This is a genomic window from Bartonella rattimassiliensis 15908 (genome assembly GCF_000278215.1).
Lineage (GTDB): Bacteria > Pseudomonadota > Alphaproteobacteria > Rhizobiales > Rhizobiaceae > Bartonella > Bartonella rattimassiliensis.
Genome location: NZ_JH725069.1, coordinates 68,041 through 87,675 on the forward strand (window position 1 = coordinate 68,041; position 19,635 = coordinate 87,675).

General features: G+C 38.0%; 15 protein-coding genes, 1 other RNA gene and 1 pseudogene. 10 read left to right on the plus strand and 7 right to left on the minus strand.

Translation table 11 applies throughout. The features are described 5' to 3' along the window. Positions 1–292: 292 nt before the first annotated feature. Positions 293–1,439 (plus strand): annotated as a pseudogene (locus MCY_RS09505) (MFS transporter); the annotation flags it as partial. Positions 1,440–1,525: 86 nt separating this feature from the next. Here the strand turns inward: MCY_RS09505 and MCY_RS07720 are convergent. Further along, on the minus strand, positions 1,526–1,831 hold the full coding sequence (locus MCY_RS07720; protein WP_007347810.1) for a DUF2853 family protein: 306 nt from the start codon (positions 1,829–1,831) through the stop codon (positions 1,526–1,528). Between the two features lie 96 nt (positions 1,832–1,927). Between MCY_RS07720 and ssrA the strand changes: the two genes are divergently transcribed. The 5 genes from ssrA (at position 1,928) to MCY_RS07740 (ending at position 5,912) form a co-directional block, all read left to right on the plus strand. Then, positions 1,928–2,284, plus strand: a transfer-messenger RNA (tmRNA) gene (gene ssrA / locus MCY_RS09215). A gap of 180 nt (positions 2,285–2,464) precedes the next feature. Continuing rightward, complete coding sequence (locus MCY_RS07725) at positions 2,465–3,010, plus strand: SspB family protein (protein ID WP_007347811.1); 546 nt, start codon at positions 2,465–2,467, stop codon at positions 3,008–3,010. Between the two features lie 8 nt (positions 3,011–3,018). Next, the gene (locus tag MCY_RS07730) at positions 3,019–3,201 is read left to right on the plus strand and encodes a DUF4169 family protein (protein ID WP_007347812.1); all 183 of its coding nucleotides are present in this window, start codon (positions 3,019–3,021) and stop codon (positions 3,199–3,201) included. 10 nt (positions 3,202–3,211) lie between these two features. Continuing rightward, the gene (locus MCY_RS07735; RefSeq protein ID WP_007347813.1) at positions 3,212–3,463 is read left to right on the plus strand and encodes a ribbon-helix-helix domain-containing protein; all 252 of its coding nucleotides are present in this window, start codon (positions 3,212–3,214) and stop codon (positions 3,461–3,463) included. Positions 3,464–3,575: 112 nt separating this feature from the next. Next, a complete protein-coding gene (locus MCY_RS07740; protein WP_007347814.1) occupies positions 3,576–5,912 on the plus strand; it encodes an ATP-dependent helicase in 2,337 nt (778 codons plus the stop codon). Between the two features lie 62 nt (positions 5,913–5,974). Here the strand turns inward: MCY_RS07740 and MCY_RS10105 are convergent, their stop codons facing one another. Next, a complete protein-coding gene (locus MCY_RS10105; RefSeq protein WP_007347815.1) occupies positions 5,975–6,193 on the minus strand; it encodes an LbetaH domain-containing protein in 219 nt (72 codons plus the stop codon). Between the two features lie 539 nt (positions 6,194–6,732). On the opposite strand from MCY_RS10105, the gene MCY_RS07750 reads away from it, so the two are divergent. From MCY_RS07750 to MCY_RS07765, 4 genes are all read left to right on the plus strand, one after another. After that, a complete protein-coding gene (locus tag MCY_RS07750) occupies positions 6,733–7,314 on the plus strand; it encodes an SCO family protein (RefSeq protein ID WP_007347816.1) in 582 nt (193 codons plus the stop codon). Positions 7,315–7,340: 26 nt separating this feature from the next. Continuing rightward, entirely contained in the window at positions 7,341–8,210 is an 870-nt protein-coding gene (locus MCY_RS07755) for a 50S ribosomal protein L11 methyltransferase (RefSeq protein ID WP_007347817.1), read from the plus strand. Positions 8,211–8,228: 18 nt separating this feature from the next. Further along, the gene (locus MCY_RS07760) at positions 8,229–10,055 is read left to right on the plus strand and encodes an aminopeptidase P family protein (protein WP_007347818.1); all 1,827 of its coding nucleotides are present in this window, start codon (positions 8,229–8,231) and stop codon (positions 10,053–10,055) included. 745 nt (positions 10,056–10,800) lie between these two features. After that, positions 10,801–11,490: a hypothetical protein gene (locus MCY_RS07765; RefSeq protein WP_007347820.1), complete on the plus strand. Its 690-nt coding sequence runs from the start codon at positions 10,801–10,803 to the stop codon at positions 11,488–11,490. Between the two features lie 283 nt (positions 11,491–11,773). Here MCY_RS07765 and ligA read toward each other — a convergent pair whose 3' ends face one another. From ligA to ftsZ, 5 genes are all read right to left on the minus strand, one after another. Beyond that, positions 11,774–13,933: an NAD-dependent DNA ligase LigA gene (gene ligA, locus MCY_RS07770; protein ID WP_007347821.1), complete on the minus strand. Its 2,160-nt coding sequence runs from the start codon at positions 13,931–13,933 to the stop codon at positions 11,774–11,776. Positions 13,934–14,040: 107 nt separating this feature from the next. Further along, positions 14,041–15,702: a DNA repair protein RecN gene (gene recN / locus MCY_RS07775; protein ID WP_007347822.1), complete on the minus strand. Its 1,662-nt coding sequence runs from the start codon at positions 15,700–15,702 to the stop codon at positions 14,041–14,043. A 6-nt stretch (positions 15,703–15,708) separates the two neighbouring features. Next, positions 15,709–16,602, minus strand: coding sequence for an outer membrane protein assembly factor BamD (locus MCY_RS07780; protein ID WP_007347823.1), 894 nt, complete (start codon positions 16,600–16,602; stop codon positions 15,709–15,711). 162 nt (positions 16,603–16,764) lie between these two features. Further along, positions 16,765–17,649, minus strand: a complete 885-nt coding sequence (gene lpxC, locus MCY_RS07785) for a UDP-3-O-acyl-N-acetylglucosamine deacetylase (protein WP_007347824.1) — start codon at positions 17,647–17,649, stop codon at positions 16,765–16,767. A gap of 211 nt (positions 17,650–17,860) precedes the next feature. Continuing rightward, positions 17,861–19,633: a cell division protein FtsZ gene (gene ftsZ / locus MCY_RS07790; protein ID WP_007347825.1), complete on the minus strand. Its 1,773-nt coding sequence runs from the start codon at positions 19,631–19,633 to the stop codon at positions 17,861–17,863. Positions 19,634–19,635: the final 2 nt, after the last annotated feature.

The window sequence follows — 19,635 nt, forward strand, 5'->3', positions numbered from 1 at the left end:
TTCTAAGATATTTCTCAATACATCAAATCCATTTCACAACAATGCCCGTGAATGACATAACGTAAAAATTCCGTAAAGTATAAACATTGTGCATTACCATCTTTATGCTTAATCTAAAGTGCAAACTGTTACCATGATAGTATTTGATGAGCTCTTAATGTTGCCTTCCTCCTTAACATTTAAGATGGTTCATAAAAAGTATTTTGACTCACAGATAAACCTCATATGTAATATACAATAATATCAAATATATAAACTAAAGAGTATCCTATCTTTATAAACACGCTCAGAAGATGAAGATATCATTACACAATTGTTAAAAACAGCAGGAATCTTTATTATTAGCTTTCTGATACGTCCAATTGGAGAATGGCTCTTTGGCTTTATTGCTGCTCGCTATGGACGTAAACGCTCAATGCTTATTTTTGTCTTTATGATGTGTGATAGCTCTTTTCTCGTTACCACAATTCACACTTACAAAACCTTGGAAATAACAGCAGCATTTCTTCTCCTTTTGGTCCGTCTGTTTTAAGAACTTTCCGTTGGTAATGAATATGGTATAGAGTAGCCACTTATATGAATGAAGTTGAGCCTAAAAATCGTCGTGGACTCTTTTCTTTACTTCTTTTCGATATGCAACAACAATCTCAGGTCAACTTATCGCAAATTTTATAATATTTATTTTAGCCATTTACCTTACGGAAGATCAGTTAAAAACGTGGGAATAGCGTATACCTATTGTCATTAATGGTTTTGAGCAATCGTTTCAATTTATCTGCATAGTTTGCTCCACGAAACAACAACCTCTAAAAAGCCGTTCTAAACAACATGTTGGTAGTCTAAGAGAACTTCTCACCAAACATACAAAAGCCGTTGTTGTAATTGCTTGCTTTGCATCAGAATGATCATTCACATTTTACACCTTTACGACCTATATGCAGAAATATCTGGTCACAACCACCGGCTTTAATAAACATACCGCAACAACAATTATGACAACTGCCCTGTTTATTTTCATCCTATTTCAACCCGCAGCAGGTATCATCGTCGATAAAATTAGGACAAAAACTTTCCTCATCATTTGGAGTATACTCTCTACTATCTTTACATTTCCTAAACTCCAAAAAATCTGATAACATCCATAGTATATGGATTGCCTTATTCGTCATCATTGGCTTGCTCTTAATTATGAGCATGTATACATTTATCTACGATGTAGCAAAATCAGCCCTGTTTCTCTCTTCCATACGCACATTCAGTTTAGAATTTCTCATGCTATTGGTAACGCTTTATTAGGTGGTTCTGCTGAATACATTGCACTTAGATTTAAAAAATATAGGTATGAATCACTCTTTTATTTTTCCATGATCATCGTGATTATCACGGCATTCATTGCGCTTCTCTGCGTCCCAAATATGCGCAAAGGAAGATACCTCTAAGATGATGAAAAACATTACCCCCCCTCTATAAACGAAAAAGCCCAATAAATCAGGCTTTTTTATCATTATCACAAATTTAATATTGTTTAAATTTTATGGAGTGCATTAAGCTGTTTAGCAACTAAATAATAAAAAGTCAAACGACTTTTTCTACGCTCTCCAGACATCATCTCTGCAACTTTTGCAACAGCCATTTTAGTATTTTGCTCATCTGTTTCTAAAACATCTTGAACCCATTTTTCAACACGCTCTAACTCTTTTGGATCCGATGTAGCAACAAGCGCTGCATCCTGCTTCTTCATCACCAAAGCTAAACGACGACTAAGTCTCTCTACTGCTGCTTCATCGGGGTTTGAGTCATATAATTTAATATCTGTTAAATTACTTGTCATTTTGCATCATCTCCTCTCCAAAAATGAACGGTCTATACTTTACAACCGCGTCACATAGCTCCATAAATAATTAGAGGACTAAAAATATTAACAACCCCCCTTTTCTTAAGACTATTCTTCATCTATATTTAGAAGGCTGGCTTACCAGCTATGGTAATAAATGGACGATGAAATAAACCTATTGGACCCGGGGGCGGTACCCGGCGCCTCCACCAAAATATAAACCATCAAAATTATATTTTGGTGGGGGCGAAACAGGATCGACAAAGGTGTAAAGATCGCTCTTTTACTCGGTATTGTACCACCGTTATCGGACTAAATGAATAGTTGCAAATGACAACTATGCGGAAGCACGTCTCGCCGCGTAAGGTGGTGTGAATGTTTCAAATTGACTCTTAAACCGTCGCAGGTTTAAGCGGGGTTCGAAGGCACCTGGCAACAGAAGCCTTCACTTTTTTAATGTTATTGATTGATCTTTCAGACATTATCAGACATTATCTGTAATAGAATTTTGTGTTTTTTCGATTCATTGAGGTATATCATCATAAAATACTGCTCATTTTGAAATGCATTCTATTACACAATATCAATACGACCCATTCTGCTACGTGAAATATAAAGGAATAAGCTTCAATGGTTAAAGATCAAATCCGTTACGATATTCTCGTTCAGGATGCGCTTCGTGGAGTTATCCGTAAAGTTTTATTGGAAGTTGCCAAAGCCGGTCTTCCAGGAAATCATCATTTTTTTATAACTTTTTTAACGAATAGCCCAGGCGTTAAAATGTCTCCTCGGCTAAAAAATCGCTATCCCGAGCAAATGACTATCGTCTTGCAACATCAGTTTAGAGATCTCAGTGTTTCAGAAACTGCCTTCGAAGTAACCCTCTCTTTCAAGGAAATAACTGAAAAGCTTGTGATTCCTTTTACATCCATCCAAGTCTTTTATGATCCTGTAGCAGCATTTGAAGCAGCATTTGATCTCCCCTCAAATCTTACCTCTGGAGAAAGTGAAAATTTAGAAAGTAACTCATCTACGCCCATTACTCTATCCAATAAACAAAAAAAAGAAAATACGCTTACAAAAGAACAAAACCTCAGTACAAATAAAGGGTCTTCGAATAACGATACAAAGCAAAGTGCTGATGTTGTCTCTTTAGATTCTTTTCGGAAAAAATAAACTTACTCATGACTGAATTGATTAATCTTCGCCAATTTCGAAAACGAAAAAAGCTTTCAGAAAAAGCTCTTCGAGCTGAGCAAAATCGGTATCGTTTTGGACGAACAAAAACTGAAAAACTTTTTGAGCAACAAAAATTTTTAAAAACGCAAAAATTTCTTGAGCAAAATCGTTTACAAAACGATGAATAAGGGGGAAGAAATGCACGACAATAATCCTATTGATTGGTCAAGAGTTATTCCACAAAAGATATCTGTCCGCATTGATGGACACGCAACAAGCATCTCTTTAGAACCACCATTTTTAGATATTCTAAAAGATATAGCCCGCAAAAAAGAACAATCTTTAGCCTTTATTATCACCGATATTGATAGCAAAAGACCACAAGGAGTCAATCTTTCATCCTCATTACGCGTGTATGCACTTCAAAATATTCTCACTCAACGTTTTTAATATTTGCTTTTACTTTAGCCTATCTCTCGTTCAATCAAAACTGTTATGGCTTTTAAAAGAAAAGCTTTTTAAGCTAGAACTTCAATGAAAAAAAGATTAAAAAAAAGGTATAATGAGTAATTTTTCTGACCATATCCCTTTCTTTGAAGAAGATTCCGCCACAGCCCATGATGAGAAGAGCTCTGTTTTTTTTTCCCATACACTAAAAGAACAAAAGTCATATAAAGCTGACTATTTAGAACAGCTAAATCCAGAACAGCAACAAGCTGTTATGAATACCGAAGGACCTCTTTTAGTTCTTGCTGGTGCAGGTACTGGAAAAACACGCGTTTTAACAACCCGTATTTCTCACATTTTACGCTCTGGACTTGCCTCTCCTCAGCAAATACTTTCTGTCACTTTCACCAACAAAGCAGCACGTGAAATGAAAATACGTATTGGTGAACTTATTGGTGAAGTTGTTGAAGGAATGCCTTGGCTTGGAACTTTTCATTCTATCGGTGCTAAAATTTTACGCCGTCACGCAGAGCTTGTTGATTTAAAAAGAAATTTTACAATTCTCGATAGTGATGATGTCCTTCGACTCTTAAAACAGCTTATTCAAGCTGAAGGATTAGATGATAAGCGTTGGCCCGCACGAAACCTTGCCATGATGATTGATTCTTGGAAAAATCAAGGACTTTCACCCGAACATATTTCAAAAAGTGATGCTCACTCCTTTGGCAACGGCATGGGACGGGAACTTTATCGCAGTTACCAAAATCGATTAAAAGATCTTAATGCTTGTGATTTTGGCGATCTTTTGCTTCACTCTATCTCCATTTTCCAATATAATCCAGATATTCTTCGCGAATATCATTCTCAATTTCGCTATATTCTTGTCGATGAATATCAAGATACAAATACAGCACAATATCTTTGGCTTCGTCTTTTGGCACAACATCCTCCAGGTCAACATGTTAATCTTTGTTGTGTAGGTGATGATGATCAATCCATTTATAGATGGCGTGGTGCAAAAATTGAAAACATCTTACGTTTTGAAAAAGATTTTCCTTCTGCTCAAATTATTCGTCTAGAATGCAATTATCGTTCAACATCTCATATTCTTAAAGCCGCCTCCCATCTCATTGCTCATAATGAAGAGAGACTGGGAAAAGTTCTTTTTTCTGCTCAAATAAAAAGTGACGAAGAAAAAGTAAAAATTCATTCAGCATGGGATTCGGCAGAAGAAGCACGAGCAATCGGAGAAGAAATCGAACGCGCACAACAAACCGGTCATGCATTAAATCATATGGCTATATTGGTACGGGCATCATTTCAAATGCGTGAATTTGAAGATCGCTTTGTAACACTTGGCCTTAACTACCGCGTCATCGGAGGTCCTCGTTTTTATGAGCGAATGGAAATACGTGATGCCATGGCTTATTTACGCGTTGTTATCCAACCAGCTGATGATTTGGCTTTTGAACGTATTATTAATACACCCAAACGTGGCATAGGAGATGCAACTCTGCGCATTCTTTATGAAAGTGCACGTGCACGTGCTGTTTCTCTCTTTTCTGCTGCTGCTGACATCATTGAAACAGATGAGCTAAAGCCTAAGACACGGAGTGCTTTACGAAGCCTCATTGAAAACTTTCGACGCTGGCAGAATATGCTTCAAGATACTCCCCATAGAGAGCTTGCCGAAATCATCCTTGATGATTCTGGTTATACAGCCATGTGGTTAGAAGATCGCGCACCAGAAGCTTCTACACGACTAGAAAATCTTAAAGAAATGATTCGTTCCATGGAACAATTTGAAAATCTTCAAAGCTTTTTGGAACATGTTGCACTCGTCATGGAAACGGAAAATAATGAAAATATGGATGCCGTCAATATTATGACCCTTCATTCAGCCAAAGGACTTGAATTTGAAACAGTTTTTCTTCCAGGTTGGGAAGAGGGACTCTTTCCTCATCAACGCTCATTAGACGAAGGAGGACGTTCAGGATTAGAAGAAGAACGACGCCTCGCTTATGTAGGACTCACAAGAGCAAAAAAATATCTGCATATATGGTTTGTATCCAACCGCAGAGTACACGGACTTTGGCAATCTGCTTCTCCCTCCCGTTTTCTAGATGAATTACCAGCAAAACATATAGAAGCCGTAGCCATAGAAACATCTTATGGCAGTTATGGAAAATCTTCCTTTCAACATCAGGATTCCTTTTATCATAACTATGCAACACCAAACCAAAGGCATGCACAAAAAAATAAGAATATTGAAGGAAAAATTATCGCTCAATCAATCACTCATGCACAATCAGATTTTTCTGTCAATGACCGAATTTTTCACATAAAATTTGGTTATGGTCATATTACAGCAATAGACGATCATAAATTAACAATCATGTTTGAAAAAGCCGGAGAAAAGCGTGTCTTGGACAATTTTGTAAACAAAGCTTAACAAAAAGCAAACCACAATCAGTTTTTTCAAAAAGCCAGTTTATTTGATTATGAATATCATTTTCATTTGCAAACAAAGGCTTTGATGGGTGAATTTTGCATATCAAGCAACGTGTTATAAATTTTATCAAGCAATCGATCCCACCAAGCCATATCTAAAAGACATTCTATCATAGTACTGGGAAAATGCATCCACAACCATTTAGCAAGAACACCAACAGCGATCGTATAAGGCATAACATATTTTGTTACTACAGCACTTGCTCCAATTAATTGCCCCATGTCCAACTGCCACCCCAAGCATAATAACCGCCCCATATCCAATCCACACACCATGCCCAATAAGAACACGTTTTATACAACATCTTTCATGCAAAGAATGATCTAGTGCTTTATAACGAAAATATTCATTTGAACAATGAATTATTTCATGCGCTGAAATGCGCTCCACGGGATGCTCTAACGCCCTCACCTATACATGAAATGCAATAGAATAAAAACAACCGATATCGCTCTCAATAAATCTCACTGTTCCGTTCTAAATAAGCAAAATCCCCCCCCTTATATCACACAAAATCACCCACTCATTAATCTCTACACAGCATCCCAATTTACAACCATGCGTCCGCACATCGGATGGATACGTGTTTACTTTCATAAAATCGAAGATCATTCCTAATATTCAATTACTTTCCATCAATTCTTTCATAAATAGCTATGAAAAATATATTAACCAAACCAATAAAATTAACTGCAAAACAAATATTGCAAAAAAAAACAGCCAATGCTAGAATTTTCTAACACTTTTAAAGAGACAAGCTATGAAAAATGTAATTCGTATTTTAGGGCTAACGGTTGTATTCCTTACAGGCGTTTTTATTTATGATACACTTATCAATAAGCCTTTAGGTGAAAACTTTACTCTCATCAATTCAAATGGGGAAATTATTACCGAAGCTGATATTCGAAGCAAGCCTTCAATAATTTTTTTCGGCTTCACCATGTGCCCTGAAAGCTGTCCTAACACACTGATCAATCTTGATCAATGGCTTACAGCTCTTGGACCTAAAGCTGATAAATTAGGAAAATGGTTTGTGACTGTTGATCCTGAACGTGATACTCCAGAAATGCTTCATGAATATCTTAGTAATTTTACGAATAAAATTGTTGGCATTAGTGGCGATCCTGAAAAAGTTCATAAAATGGTCAATTCTTTCAACATCGTTGCTGAAAAAATTCCTGGGGAAAATGGAAACTATACTTATAATCATACGGCAGCAATTTTTTTACTCAAAAAAGGCGGAAAATTAGCAGGTGTTATCCCCTATGATACGAAAGAAAACGATAGCGAATTAAAAGATGAAATCGCCATTGAACGGCTAAAAAAACTCATCTCAAACTAAAAAAATTGATCAAAAGAAAGAAGCGTATGTCGCAACAAATTCGCCTCTTTTATAGTGCTTTTAAAAGTGAAGCAGAACAGTTTTATACCCTGCTAGAAACAGCTTTTGACGAAGAAGGATACCCCCTTGCTCTTGCAGAGATAGATGAAAAGAATTCTATATATGAACTTTCACTTTATGTTGATCAAGACAATCAAAAAAACGTAATAAAACGTTTCGCAAACGTTCTTTCTATAGATTCTGATAAAATTAATATAGAAGTTTTACCCAATATTGATTGGGTACAAAAAAGTCTAGAGGGACTAAAACCTGTACATGCCGGTCCCTTTTTCCTTCATGGAAGTCACAACCGAAATGCTATCCCAACAAATGTTCTCCCTATTGAAATTGAAGCAAATCAAGCTTTCGGCACAGGGCATCATGGAACAACAGCCGGTTGTTTAGAAATGATTGCCAAAGTAATGGAAAATGAAAATCCACAAAATGCGCTTGATCTTGGTACGGGTAGTGGGGTTCTCGCCATTGGCATCGCAATGCTCAAACCTATTACCATACTTGCCTCGGACATTGATCCAATTGCTATTCAAGTCACACAACATAATATACAACTCAATGGCGTAAAAGAATATATCACAGCTGTCACAGCAACAGGCTTTTCCCACGAGCAAATTGCTTCACGTGCGCCCTTTGATCTTATTGTTGCCAATATTCTTGCCAATCCTCTTATCGAACTTTCCCAAGAGATGGTAAAAGCGCTTCAAAAAGGCGGATCACTCATACTCTCTGGAATCCTTGAAGAACAACATGCCGATATTCTAAAAGCCTATGTAAAACAAAAGCTGAAACCTATTGAAACATACCACCGTCAAGGATGGGTTACAATACATCTAAAATAATAAGGAAAGGATGTTGTGATGTATCAATCTTTTGAAACAACAACAAACCCAGCCCATGCTCTAGAACGCATTGCCTCCCTTCATAAAGAACTTGATAATCTTGGACTCGATGGCTTTCTTGTTCCACATGCTGATGAACATCAAGGAGAATATATTCCCCCTCATGCGCAACGTCTTAGCTGGTTAACAGGTTTTACTGGCTCAGCTGGTATCGCACTCATTTTAAAAAACAAAGCCATTATCTTTACAGATGGACGCTATAAGCTTCAAGTTCGCCAACAAACTAATTCGCATATTTTCGATTATGAAGATCTAATCACCTGTCCTCCTTCACAATGGCTTGAAACAAATGGAAAAAAACTTTCTATTGGCTTTGACCCCTGGCTTCACACCATTGCTGCTACCGATACATTGAGAAACGCATTAGAAATTAAAGCAGGTGGAAAACTTATAGCAATTCAATCCAATCCCATTGATCTTCTTTGGCATAATCAACCACAATTACCACAATCCATCTTATCAATTCATCCATTCAAATATGCTGGATGCGATCCGGATGAAAAACTCACATTGATTTGCAAAGATATACAAGAAGCCAATGCAGATGCCTTTATTTTTACAGATCCCTCCTCTATTGCATGGACATTCAATATACGGGGCAAAGATGTTTCCAATACGCCTTTTTCCCTTTGTTTTGCTCTCATTCCCCTCCAAGAAACACCAGCCTTATTCATTGACAACAGAAAACTTGGTGAAGAACAAAAACAATATCTAGAACGTTATGCAAGATTATATGAACCAAAACAGCTTATTCCCACAATCAAAGAATATGTGCAAAAAGGAGCATCTTTTGCCTTAGATCCACAACACACATGCGAAAAGTTACGAATTGTTATTGAAGAAGAAAACAGCTCTTTCATTGCACTTACTGATCCCGCGGCTCTACCTCGTGCCATTAAGAATGACACAGAACTCAATGGCGCACGTAAAGCACATCTGCGCGACGGTGTCGCCTTAATCCGTTTTTTTTCTTGGTTAGATAAACAAATACTAGGAACAATAAATGAAATTTCTGCTGCTCAAAAATTGGAAGAATTTCGCATAATGACAGCAAAAGAAATGGGCGAACAACTTGAAGATCTGTCTTTTGATACAATCTCAGCAGCAGGGGAAAATGGTGCTATTGTTCATTATCGTGTAACGACACAAACAAATAAATACTTGAATGCCGGTGAACTTTACCTTGTTGATTCAGGAGGACAATATCGTGATGGCACAACAGACGTCACACGCACAATAGCAATTGGGAATATTGCGCAAGAAGAAAAACGCTGTTTTACTCTTGTTCTCAAAGGCATGATTGCACTTTCAACCGCAAGATTTCCAAAAGGTACACGCGGACAAGATATTGATGTTCTAGCGCGCATTGCATTATGGAAGGCTGGTTTTGATTATGCTCATGGTACAGGGCATGGGGTTGGATCTTATCTCTCTGTTCATGAAGGTCCACAAAATATTTCTCGCAAAGGATACCAAGAACTCATCCCTGGTATGATTCTTTCAAACGAACCAGGATATTACCGCGAAAGCGCTTTTGGTATCCGTCTTGAAAATTTGATGATTGTGAAGCCAGCACAAAAAATTGATGGTGGAGATATAGAAATGCTCTCGTTCGAAACACTCACACATTGCCCCATTGATCGACAGTTAATCCTTCCAGAACTTTTGACACAAGACGAACGGCAATGGCTCAATGATTACCATACACGTGTTTATCAAATGAGTGCACCTTACCTTAATGAAGAAGATAAAAAATGGGTAAAAGAAGCAACTATGCCTATTTAAATCAATCACCGTATAACTTTTACTCTTTCTACAAAACACAAAAACTTCTCTTTTTAAGGGAAAAATATGTATCTACGTCAGGAAATATAAAAAATATTTCTAAAAGATGCTTCAAGTTTTTCGCTAATACGGCAAACACTAACCTAGATAGAATAGCATGGAATACGCTTACACGTCGTCATGCTTATCTTGTCAACTATAATTGCCTTAATTATGGTATTTTTATTCTCAATTGTGACCTTTTTAATTTAGATTCAAAATTTCTGCATATCGCTTTGCAATAATAATCTATATCTTCTTTAAATTTTTGAACCATTTCCAATAACAGAGAATCCTTAATAACACGTATTGATACAATTAAATAGAATCAGCTATGAAAAGAGGGTTAACTTATTAAAATTTAAGGGGAGTATGATAATAATTATATTATGTTAAAGGACTTTACTTTATTTTCAATATTCAGCAGGACAGTGTTATTTCCTGAGTTGTATCTCCTAAAAAACGATTGCGTGATAATATGAATAGTCTCCATTTATCGCTCTATCAAACGAGCAGATATAGGAGTGTATTTTACGCAAAACGTATTTTTACCTAAAGGAAGTGGTAAAAATGACATAGAAATTAGGGGATTTGCAAAAATGCAGAACATATATCACTACTTCTGCCATTATTTATTTTGGAAGTAATATTTATAATTTTATACTGTTCCCTTATCCGTCATTTTAGCAATTAAATAGTTATTACAATGCGTATCATCTTATTTTGTTCCTTAATATTATTATGCGGATATTATATTGGAACTTTTGTACTGAAAGAAACTTCTGGATTTAAACCGGTTCCTATTTCTGCATTTTCTAAAAGTCAAGTAATCACTTCAGAAGAATACGATAAACTTTATGAACAGTATGTGAATGAGCAATATCACTATGATCTATACAATAAACGTTTAGAAATTGCAAAAGTATATGTAGAATCGAAGGAATATGGCGTATATCATGTTATTAATAGAGATCTAATAGTACTTGTCCCTGAAAATATAAAACACATTCATGCAAAAATTGTTTGGTGCGCATGTCTTGCGGACTTATTGCAGAATATTTATAATGAGAGATTTCCAGCGCTATCTCTATCTACTTACGTACAGGTGCTACGTTCTAACTATAATTGGAAAGAAAACGATTTCATTTGGGCAAAAAATTTAGTTATAAACTCTAAAGATCCAATGCTTAAGTACGCTCAAATGCTGTTTGATTATGAAATTTTCTCATACCAAATACTAGCTTTAATAAATGAGATTTCCCGTGCTGAGAAATTGGAGAGAGATAAAAGTAATAAGGAAAAAAATTACGGTGCTAGACGCCTTAGAGAATATCCAAAATTTTGTAATGAAATTGGTCATGTATACCATATAATGATGCCTGATCAGTATAGATAAAATCATGAGATATAGCCGCAACTTTATCGCTATTTGTTATATATAATTATCAATAGTCTTTTATGAACTAAACACATCAATAATAAACAACTAAACAATCATATCTCTTATTTTATATGAAAACCTTCGTTATATCACCATCCTGAAGAATGATATTTTATAACACTAAAAAATAATGATGAGATTCCTGAAGAATCACACATTAACTTTTAATATCAGCAAATTACACCCGATGAATCATGAGAACCACGAGTGTATGTTTGTTCTTGAAGAAGCCCCATCTTTAAGCATTATATCCCTCAATCAAGCGTATCCAAGCCTCTTCATCGATAACCTCAACACCTAATTTTTCAGCTTTAGTCAATTTTGATCCGGCTCCAACCCCTGCAACCAAAAGATCTGTTTTTTTAGAAAGTGAACCAGATGTTTTAGCTCCTAATCGCTCTGCCAATGCTTTTGCTTCATCGCGCGACATACGCGTCAAAGTTCCTGTAAAGACAATAATCTTCTCCGCTATTGGTGAAGAAGCTATCATGATAGGCGCCTCATCAAGAGGTGTCACTTCTTCAAGCAAAACAGACAAAACCTCATGGTTATGCGCTTCTTTATAAAAATCAACAATTGCGCTGCCTACCTGTGGTCCAATTCCTTCAATATTGATAAGCTCCAACCAAGCTTCATTGCCTTCTTTATTTTCCTTCTCACATGGCATAAGTGCTTCCAAAGCTGCTCTTTCAAAAGCTGTATAAGTTTGATAAGCTCGTGCAAGACGCCGCGCATTCACCTCACCAACATGCCGAATTCCCAATGCAAACAAAAAACGGCTTAAAGGAATTTCGCGGCGTGCATTAATGGCATCGTACAATTTCCGAACTGAAACAGTACCAAACCCTTCCATATTTTCCAAACGTATCAAAGATTTTTCTTGGCGCCGTTGTAAAGTAAAAATATCAGCTGGTGTATGAATCCAAAGTGCCTCATCTTGAGTATGGAAAAAAAACTCTACCTGTTTTTTACCCAAGCCCTCAATATCAAAGGCATTTCGCGCAACAAAATGACGAATACGCTCAATCGCCTGAGCAGGACAAATAAGCCCCCCAGTACAGCGACGCACTGTTTCTCCATCTTCACGAACAGCATGACTCCCACAAGCTGGACACAAATGAGGAAAAATAAAAATAGCAGCATCTTTTGGACGCTTTTCAACAATAACATCAATAACTTGAGGAATTACATCGCCAGCACGTTGCACAATCACAGTATCTCCTACACGAATATCGCGACCTTCACGAATGGGTTCTCCTTTATAGCCAATTCCCTTAATATAATCCTCATTATGCAAACTAGCATTAGTCACTACCACCCCACCAACAGTAATAGGTGTAAGACGTGCAACAGGCGTCAGAGCTCCCGTTCGACCGACTTGAACATCAATATCTTCCAAAAGCGTCATCGCTTTTTCTGCTGGAAATTTATGCGCTATTGCCCAACGCGGCGAACGAGAAACAAACCCCAAACGCTTTTGGAGCATCAAATCATTAACCTTATAAACAATTCCATCAATATCATAGCTTAAAGAATAACGGCGTTCTTCTATATCACGATAATAGGAAATAATTTCTTCTAGTGTCTTAAAAAGTTTTGTTAATGGATTGATAAAAAAGCCATATTTCTTTAGCTTTTTCATCATCTCTACTTGACTTTCTGCAAATATTTCACTCACCTCACCACAAGCATAAGCAAAAAACTGAAGCTTTCTGCTGGCAGTTATCCGTGAATCAAGCTGACGAAGCGCACCAGCTGCTGCATTTCGAGGATTAGCAAAGGTTAATTTTCCCTTCTTTTGTTGTCTTCTATTAAGAGCTTGAAAATCTTCCCGCCCCATATAAACTTCACCGCGAACCTCGATTATCTCAGGAAAGTTACCTTTCAAAACTTGTGGAATATCAGCAATTGTTCGGGCATTTTCCGTCACATTTTCACCAACAGTTCCATCACCACGCGTTGCCGCACGCACAAGTCGCCCCTTTTCGTAACGCAAAGACAACGATAAACCATCAATTTTTGGCTCCGCTGTTATTTCCAACACTTGTGTTTCTGGAAGCCGTAAAAAACGACGAATACGCTCAACAAATTCAGTCACATCTTCAAAGCTAAATGCATTATCAAGTGAAAGCATAGGTTGCGCATGAACAGATTTTTCAAATTTTTCAGAAACCGGTGCTCCAATTTTATGTGAAGGAGAATCCAAACGAATAAGCTCTGGAAAGAGAGCTTCAAGTTCTGCATTACGCCGGCGTAAAGCATCATATTCTGCATCAGAAATCTCAGGTTGATCATCACGATTATAAAGCACATCATGACGTGCAATTTCTTTTGCCAACCACTCTAATTCACTTTGTGCTTCAACAGCTGTAAGATTTTTAACTGCATCTTTGTTCATAAAATCTATTCCAAACTACGAGCTACTACCCTAAGGATTTTCAAGTTTTGTCATAAAAGTGAATCACAATAAATATTTCCAGTATTTTTATTGCTGATCTATTACCTTTATGCTAAAAGCTTTTGAGCTGCTGCACGTGCTTCTTCAGTAATTTGTTCTCCTGCCAACATACGAGCAATTTCTTCTGCACGTTCCTGCTCTTCTATTTTATGAATAGCCGTCACAAAGCGCCCTTTATCATGACTCTCAATTTTCGAAATAAGAAAATGACTATGTGCTTTGGATGCAACTTGCGGTGCATGCGTAATTGCAAAAACCTGAATATGTTCTGATAAACGTTGCAACCGTTGCCCAATAGCCGCTGCAACAGCACCCCCAACGCCTGTATCAACTTCATCAAAAATCAGTGTTGGAGCGGATCCTCGATCGGATAAAACAACTTTTAATGCCAACAAAAAACGAGATAATTCACCACCAGAAGCTACACTAAGCATGGGTCCCGCACGTGTTCCAGGATTTGTTTGAACCCAATATTCAATACGATCATATCCCTCTGCACTGCGCCTTTCAGCATCACTTTGCATTTCAATAATAAATTGCGCTCTCTCTAATTTCAGTGCCGGCAATTCAGCCATCACACTTTCAGACAAGTGCTGCGCAACTTCTTGACGTTTTATTGACAAAGCTTGTGCTAACAAATCATAGTTTTTTTGTGCTTGTTTTGCCTCATCTTCAAAACGTGTTAATATGATCTGAGCCTCTTCAAAATCAGCCAGTTCAGCCTCCATTTTATCACGTAACTGAACCAATTCATCGGCAGAAACTTGATATTTACGAGAAAAATCTCGAAGAGCAAAAAGACGCTCTTCTATCCTTTCCAATTCATCAGGTTCAAATTCCAATGCTCGTATTGCCGCCTCAATACCTTCTTGTGCTGTTGCAAGTGCATGCAATGCCTCATCAATAGATTTTACTACTGGTGCAATAAGCTCTTGTGCTTCAGGAATTTTCCGCTCCAAACGCCTCACCAAATTAGAAAGCATAGGGATAGGCGATTTTTGTCCCATTAAAAGATCATCGGCTTCTTTAATATCGGTCGCTATTTTTTCTAATTTAAGCATATCGGCACGACGACAAGAAAGAGCAACCTCTTCACCAACTTGAAAATCAAGTTTTTCAAGCTCCTCTACACATGCACGAAGATAATCAACCTCACGTACAGTGCTCTCTACTTTAAGACGCTGCTGTTGCAAACGCTCTTCAAATTCACGCCATGTATGATAACACTGGCGCAAATTTTCTACTTCTACCTCAAGCCCACCAAACGCATCTAATAATTGGCGATGTGTAGCAACATCAACAAGCGCACGATCATCATGTTGTCCATGGATTTCGACCAGCAGACGGCCAACACTCCGCATCAATGCAACACTAGAAACCTGATCATTAATAAAGACACGGCTACGTCCATCACTTGCTTGTACACGTCGTAAAATAATATCGCCCTCATCATCAAGACCATTTTCGCGAATAAGTTGACGTGCAGGATGTGAAATAGGAACATCAAAAACAGCCGTAACCTGCCCACGATCAGCACCATGACGCACAAGTGAAGCATCACCTCGTCCTCCCAAAGCAAGCGATAAAGCATCAAGGAGTATAGACTTCCCGGCGCCTGTTTCTCCAGTTAAAACTGTCAACCCCGCTGTAAAATGAATATCGAGCGTTTCGATCAAAACAATATTATGAATCGAAAGCTGTACCAGCATAGAGAATCAACGCGCCCTATTCTTATCATCACCTAAAGCATGTGAGATCCAAGAAGATTTATGCTCCTGTGGCGATATTTTATTCTTTTGTAATAAATCATAAGAAAATTTATACCACTCACTTTTTGGATAATTACGTCCTAAAATAGCTGCGGCCGTTTGTGCTTCTGCCATCAAGCCAAGAGCAAGATTAACTTCTGTTAAGCGGAAAAGCGCTTCTTCAATTTGATTTGTATCAGAATACTCTTCCACCACAGTCCGAAACCGTCTACTTGCTGCAAGATAGCGCCGTCCCTCTTCATAATAACGACCAATTTGCATTTCTTTACCCGCCAGCTGTTCACGCCCAAAACGTATTTTATCCTTAGCATCTTTGATATATTCAGAATCTGGATAGCGCTCTATAAGGAGTTGCATAGCAGCAATAGCGCGCTTCGTGTCACGTTGATCACGCGTCACATCAGGAATCCGACGGAAAGAAGAAAGACCAATAATATAATACGCATAAGCAGAGTCAGTCGAACCAGGATAAAGAGTAATATAGCGTTGAGCCATACTAATTGAATCATCATATTTTCCAAGCCGATAATTTGTAAAAGCACCCATGACTAAAGATTTACGTCCCCAATCTGTATACGCATACTGTTTTTCAATTTTCAAAAACTTCTTTGATGCATCTGCAAGCCGCCCACTCTCAAGACTAGCAAGCGCCTGATTATATAAAACATCTGGTGGATCTATTTTCAACACATAAGCAGATGGGTCAAGGGTATTTTTCTCCTTAAAGAGGCATCCTGCTAACATACAGGTACTTCCCAAAAGTACTACCCCCAATATCCTGCGTACAATGTTCCATTTTCGATATCTAATATTTCCAATGCACACATAAGATTTTTTCATAGTTTTTCCAGCCTCCAGAGAGAGTATCACCTTGTAGTAAAAACAATTCATTAAAGTTTTTATACCATATCACTTAAAATGCACATAAACAATTTAGCAGTTTAGGTCAATCATCCCCTTAAAAATCAAATCAACGATTTAAAAAATCTTGTCAATTTTCTTTTATTCTTCTTCTAAAAATCTTTTTTCGTAATATGATTCGTCTTCCAAAACAGCTTTCACCAATTGGGCATTAATTTTATGTCCACTACAATAAGAACGAAATAATCCAATAAAAGGCGCCCCAAGCAAAGCAGTATCCCCAATCGCATCAAGCATCTTGTGTCGAACACATTCATTCTCCCAATAAGGACCAGCAGGATTTAAAACTTTGTCGTTAAGGCCAATCACAAGAGAATTTTCCAAAGAAGCGCCTCTCGCTTTCCCAGAAAGCCGTAATTTTTCCACGTCTTTGATAAAACCAAAAGTGCGCGCACGAGACAAATCATCTCGAAATTTTTGTGTGGTAAGATCAAAACTGAAATGTTGCTTACCAATAGCAGAAGAAGAAAAAGAGATCGTTACATCAAAACGACGTCCATCAAATGGCAAAAACTCTGCAACACCATGATCTCCCTCAACCCGCAACGGCTTTTTTATAATGAAATAGGAACGGTATGCATTCTGCTGTACAATGCCAACATTTTCAAAAGCTTGGCAATATAGCCACGCTGAACCATCTAAAATAGGGATTTCATTCTGTGATACTTCAATAACAAGATTATCCAAATTATAAGCAGCAATTGCTGCCATCAAATGTTCAATTGTTTCAACTCTTACATCACCATCTCCAAGCACGGTTGATAACTGAGTTTCCCCCGTTTGCGACGCATGGGCTTGAAATATTTTCTCTGTTCCATCTAATCCACAACGCTTAAAAATAATACCACACCCAATATCTGCTGGACAGACCTTTACCACTGACAAACAGCCACTGTGAACCCCTATACCCTTAAATGTTACTGCTTTTTTTAGAGTATACTGATATTTTGGCATCAAATTCATCATATCATTTTATTGAATTTTTTTTACATATTTTGATAAAATTTATAAAATCATAAAAATAATATTCATAGCAAATAATAAAAAACCCGCTTAATTATCAAGCGGGCTTTTAAAAACAAATTACCTTCCCCCAAACAGCAATATATTTTACTGTATAATTTTTTATACATTATCAAAGAGATAATATTTTTTACTTTTCCTCATTTTTTATCAATTAATTTGCCTGACGACGTAAAAATGCTGGTATTTCCAACTGATCTTCTTCACTAATAAAAGTACGCTGCTCTTGCGGCACCTGAGGATGCAACTCACCAGAACGACGTGAAATATAAACAGAAGCATCTTGAGAAAGTGTCTGAGAATTTTTATTGTAAACACGAGAATCTTGCTGCTGAGACGATTTCACAGCAGGCTCCAGCCTTGCTTCTGGTTCTATTTCTTCACGATGTGTCAAACTCTGTTTCAAACGCTGCCAAAGATTACGAGGCCCTTGATCGGTCGCGGAGATTCTTTGAGTTTGTCCATGAGCAACAGGAGGAAAATCCTTTAACTCAGGCATACGCATTGGTGGACGTGTTTGCACTTGTTGTACTTGCTTTTGCTGTGCTTGCTTTTCTTTTTGCTTCACCACCCCTGTCATTTCATCAAGAACATGCGCTGTTGCTCCCATGCTCACGGGCGCCACCACAGCCTGTTGAGAACTACGATTTCCTTGCATACGTGGCACATTTGATATCTGCTCCTGCCCAATATTTGAACCAAAAGCAACAGCTTTAGCTGTACTTCGTGTTGCAATTGCTTCTGCAGGTTGTGCAAAAATTTGACTTTTAGGACGGAACGGTTCTCCTGCTGGTTTACCCTTTTCTACATCAAGCGATTCGATTACTTCTACCATCGACTCAGAACGCAAGGGTGATGACTGAACATGAAAAGAACTGTGTGACGTTCCAGGATCACTTTTACGCACTGAAGAGGTAGGCCTTTGAAACTGAGGATGAGAGGATTGAACCATATCATTAACCTCGCGATCAATACCTGTAGCAACCACAGAAACACGAATAACCCCTTCTAATGACTCATCATCAATGGCCCCAAAGATCACATTCGCATCAGCATCCACTTCTTCACGAATACGATTAGCAGCTTCATCAACTTCAAAGAGAGTCATATCACGACCACCGGTAATAGAAATCAGTAAACCACGCGCCCCACGCATAGAGGTATCATCCAACAATGGGTTCGCAATAGCAGCTTCAGCAGCAGCCAAAGCACGCCCTTCACCAGATGCCTCACCAGTTCCCATCATGGCCCGCCCCATCTCATGCATAACAGAACGAACATCAGCAAAATCAAGGTTAATTAAGCCCTCTTTAATCATCAAATCCGTAATGGAAGCAACACCAGAGTAAAGCACTTGGTCAGCCATAGCAAAAGCATCAGCAAACGTTGTCTTATCATTTGCAATGCGGAAAAGATTTTGATTGGGAATAACAATCAATGTATCAACGGACTTTTGCAGCTCTTCAATACCAGCCTCTGCCGTTTTCATACGACGTGCTCCTTCAAACTGAAATGGCTTTGTCACAACACCAACGGTTAAAATACCTTTTTCACGCGCCGCGCGAGCCACAACGGGAGCCGCTCCTGTTCCTGTTCCTCCACCCATACCAGCAGTAATAAAGACCATATGGGAGTCTGCAAGATGATCGATAATTTCATCAATACATTCCTCTGCAGCTGCTTGTCCAACTTCCGGTAAAGCACCAGCTCCCAAACCTTCTGTCACAGCTGCACCAAGCTGGATAACACGTTCAGCCTTTGACATAGCCAAAGCTTGTGCATCCGTATTTGCAACAACAAAGTCAACTCCCTGAAGGCCAGCATTAATCATATTATTCACGGCATTCCCGCCACCACCTCCAACACCAAAAACGGTAATGCGTGGCTTCAATTCCGCGATATCTGGCCGATGCAGATTAATCGTCATTT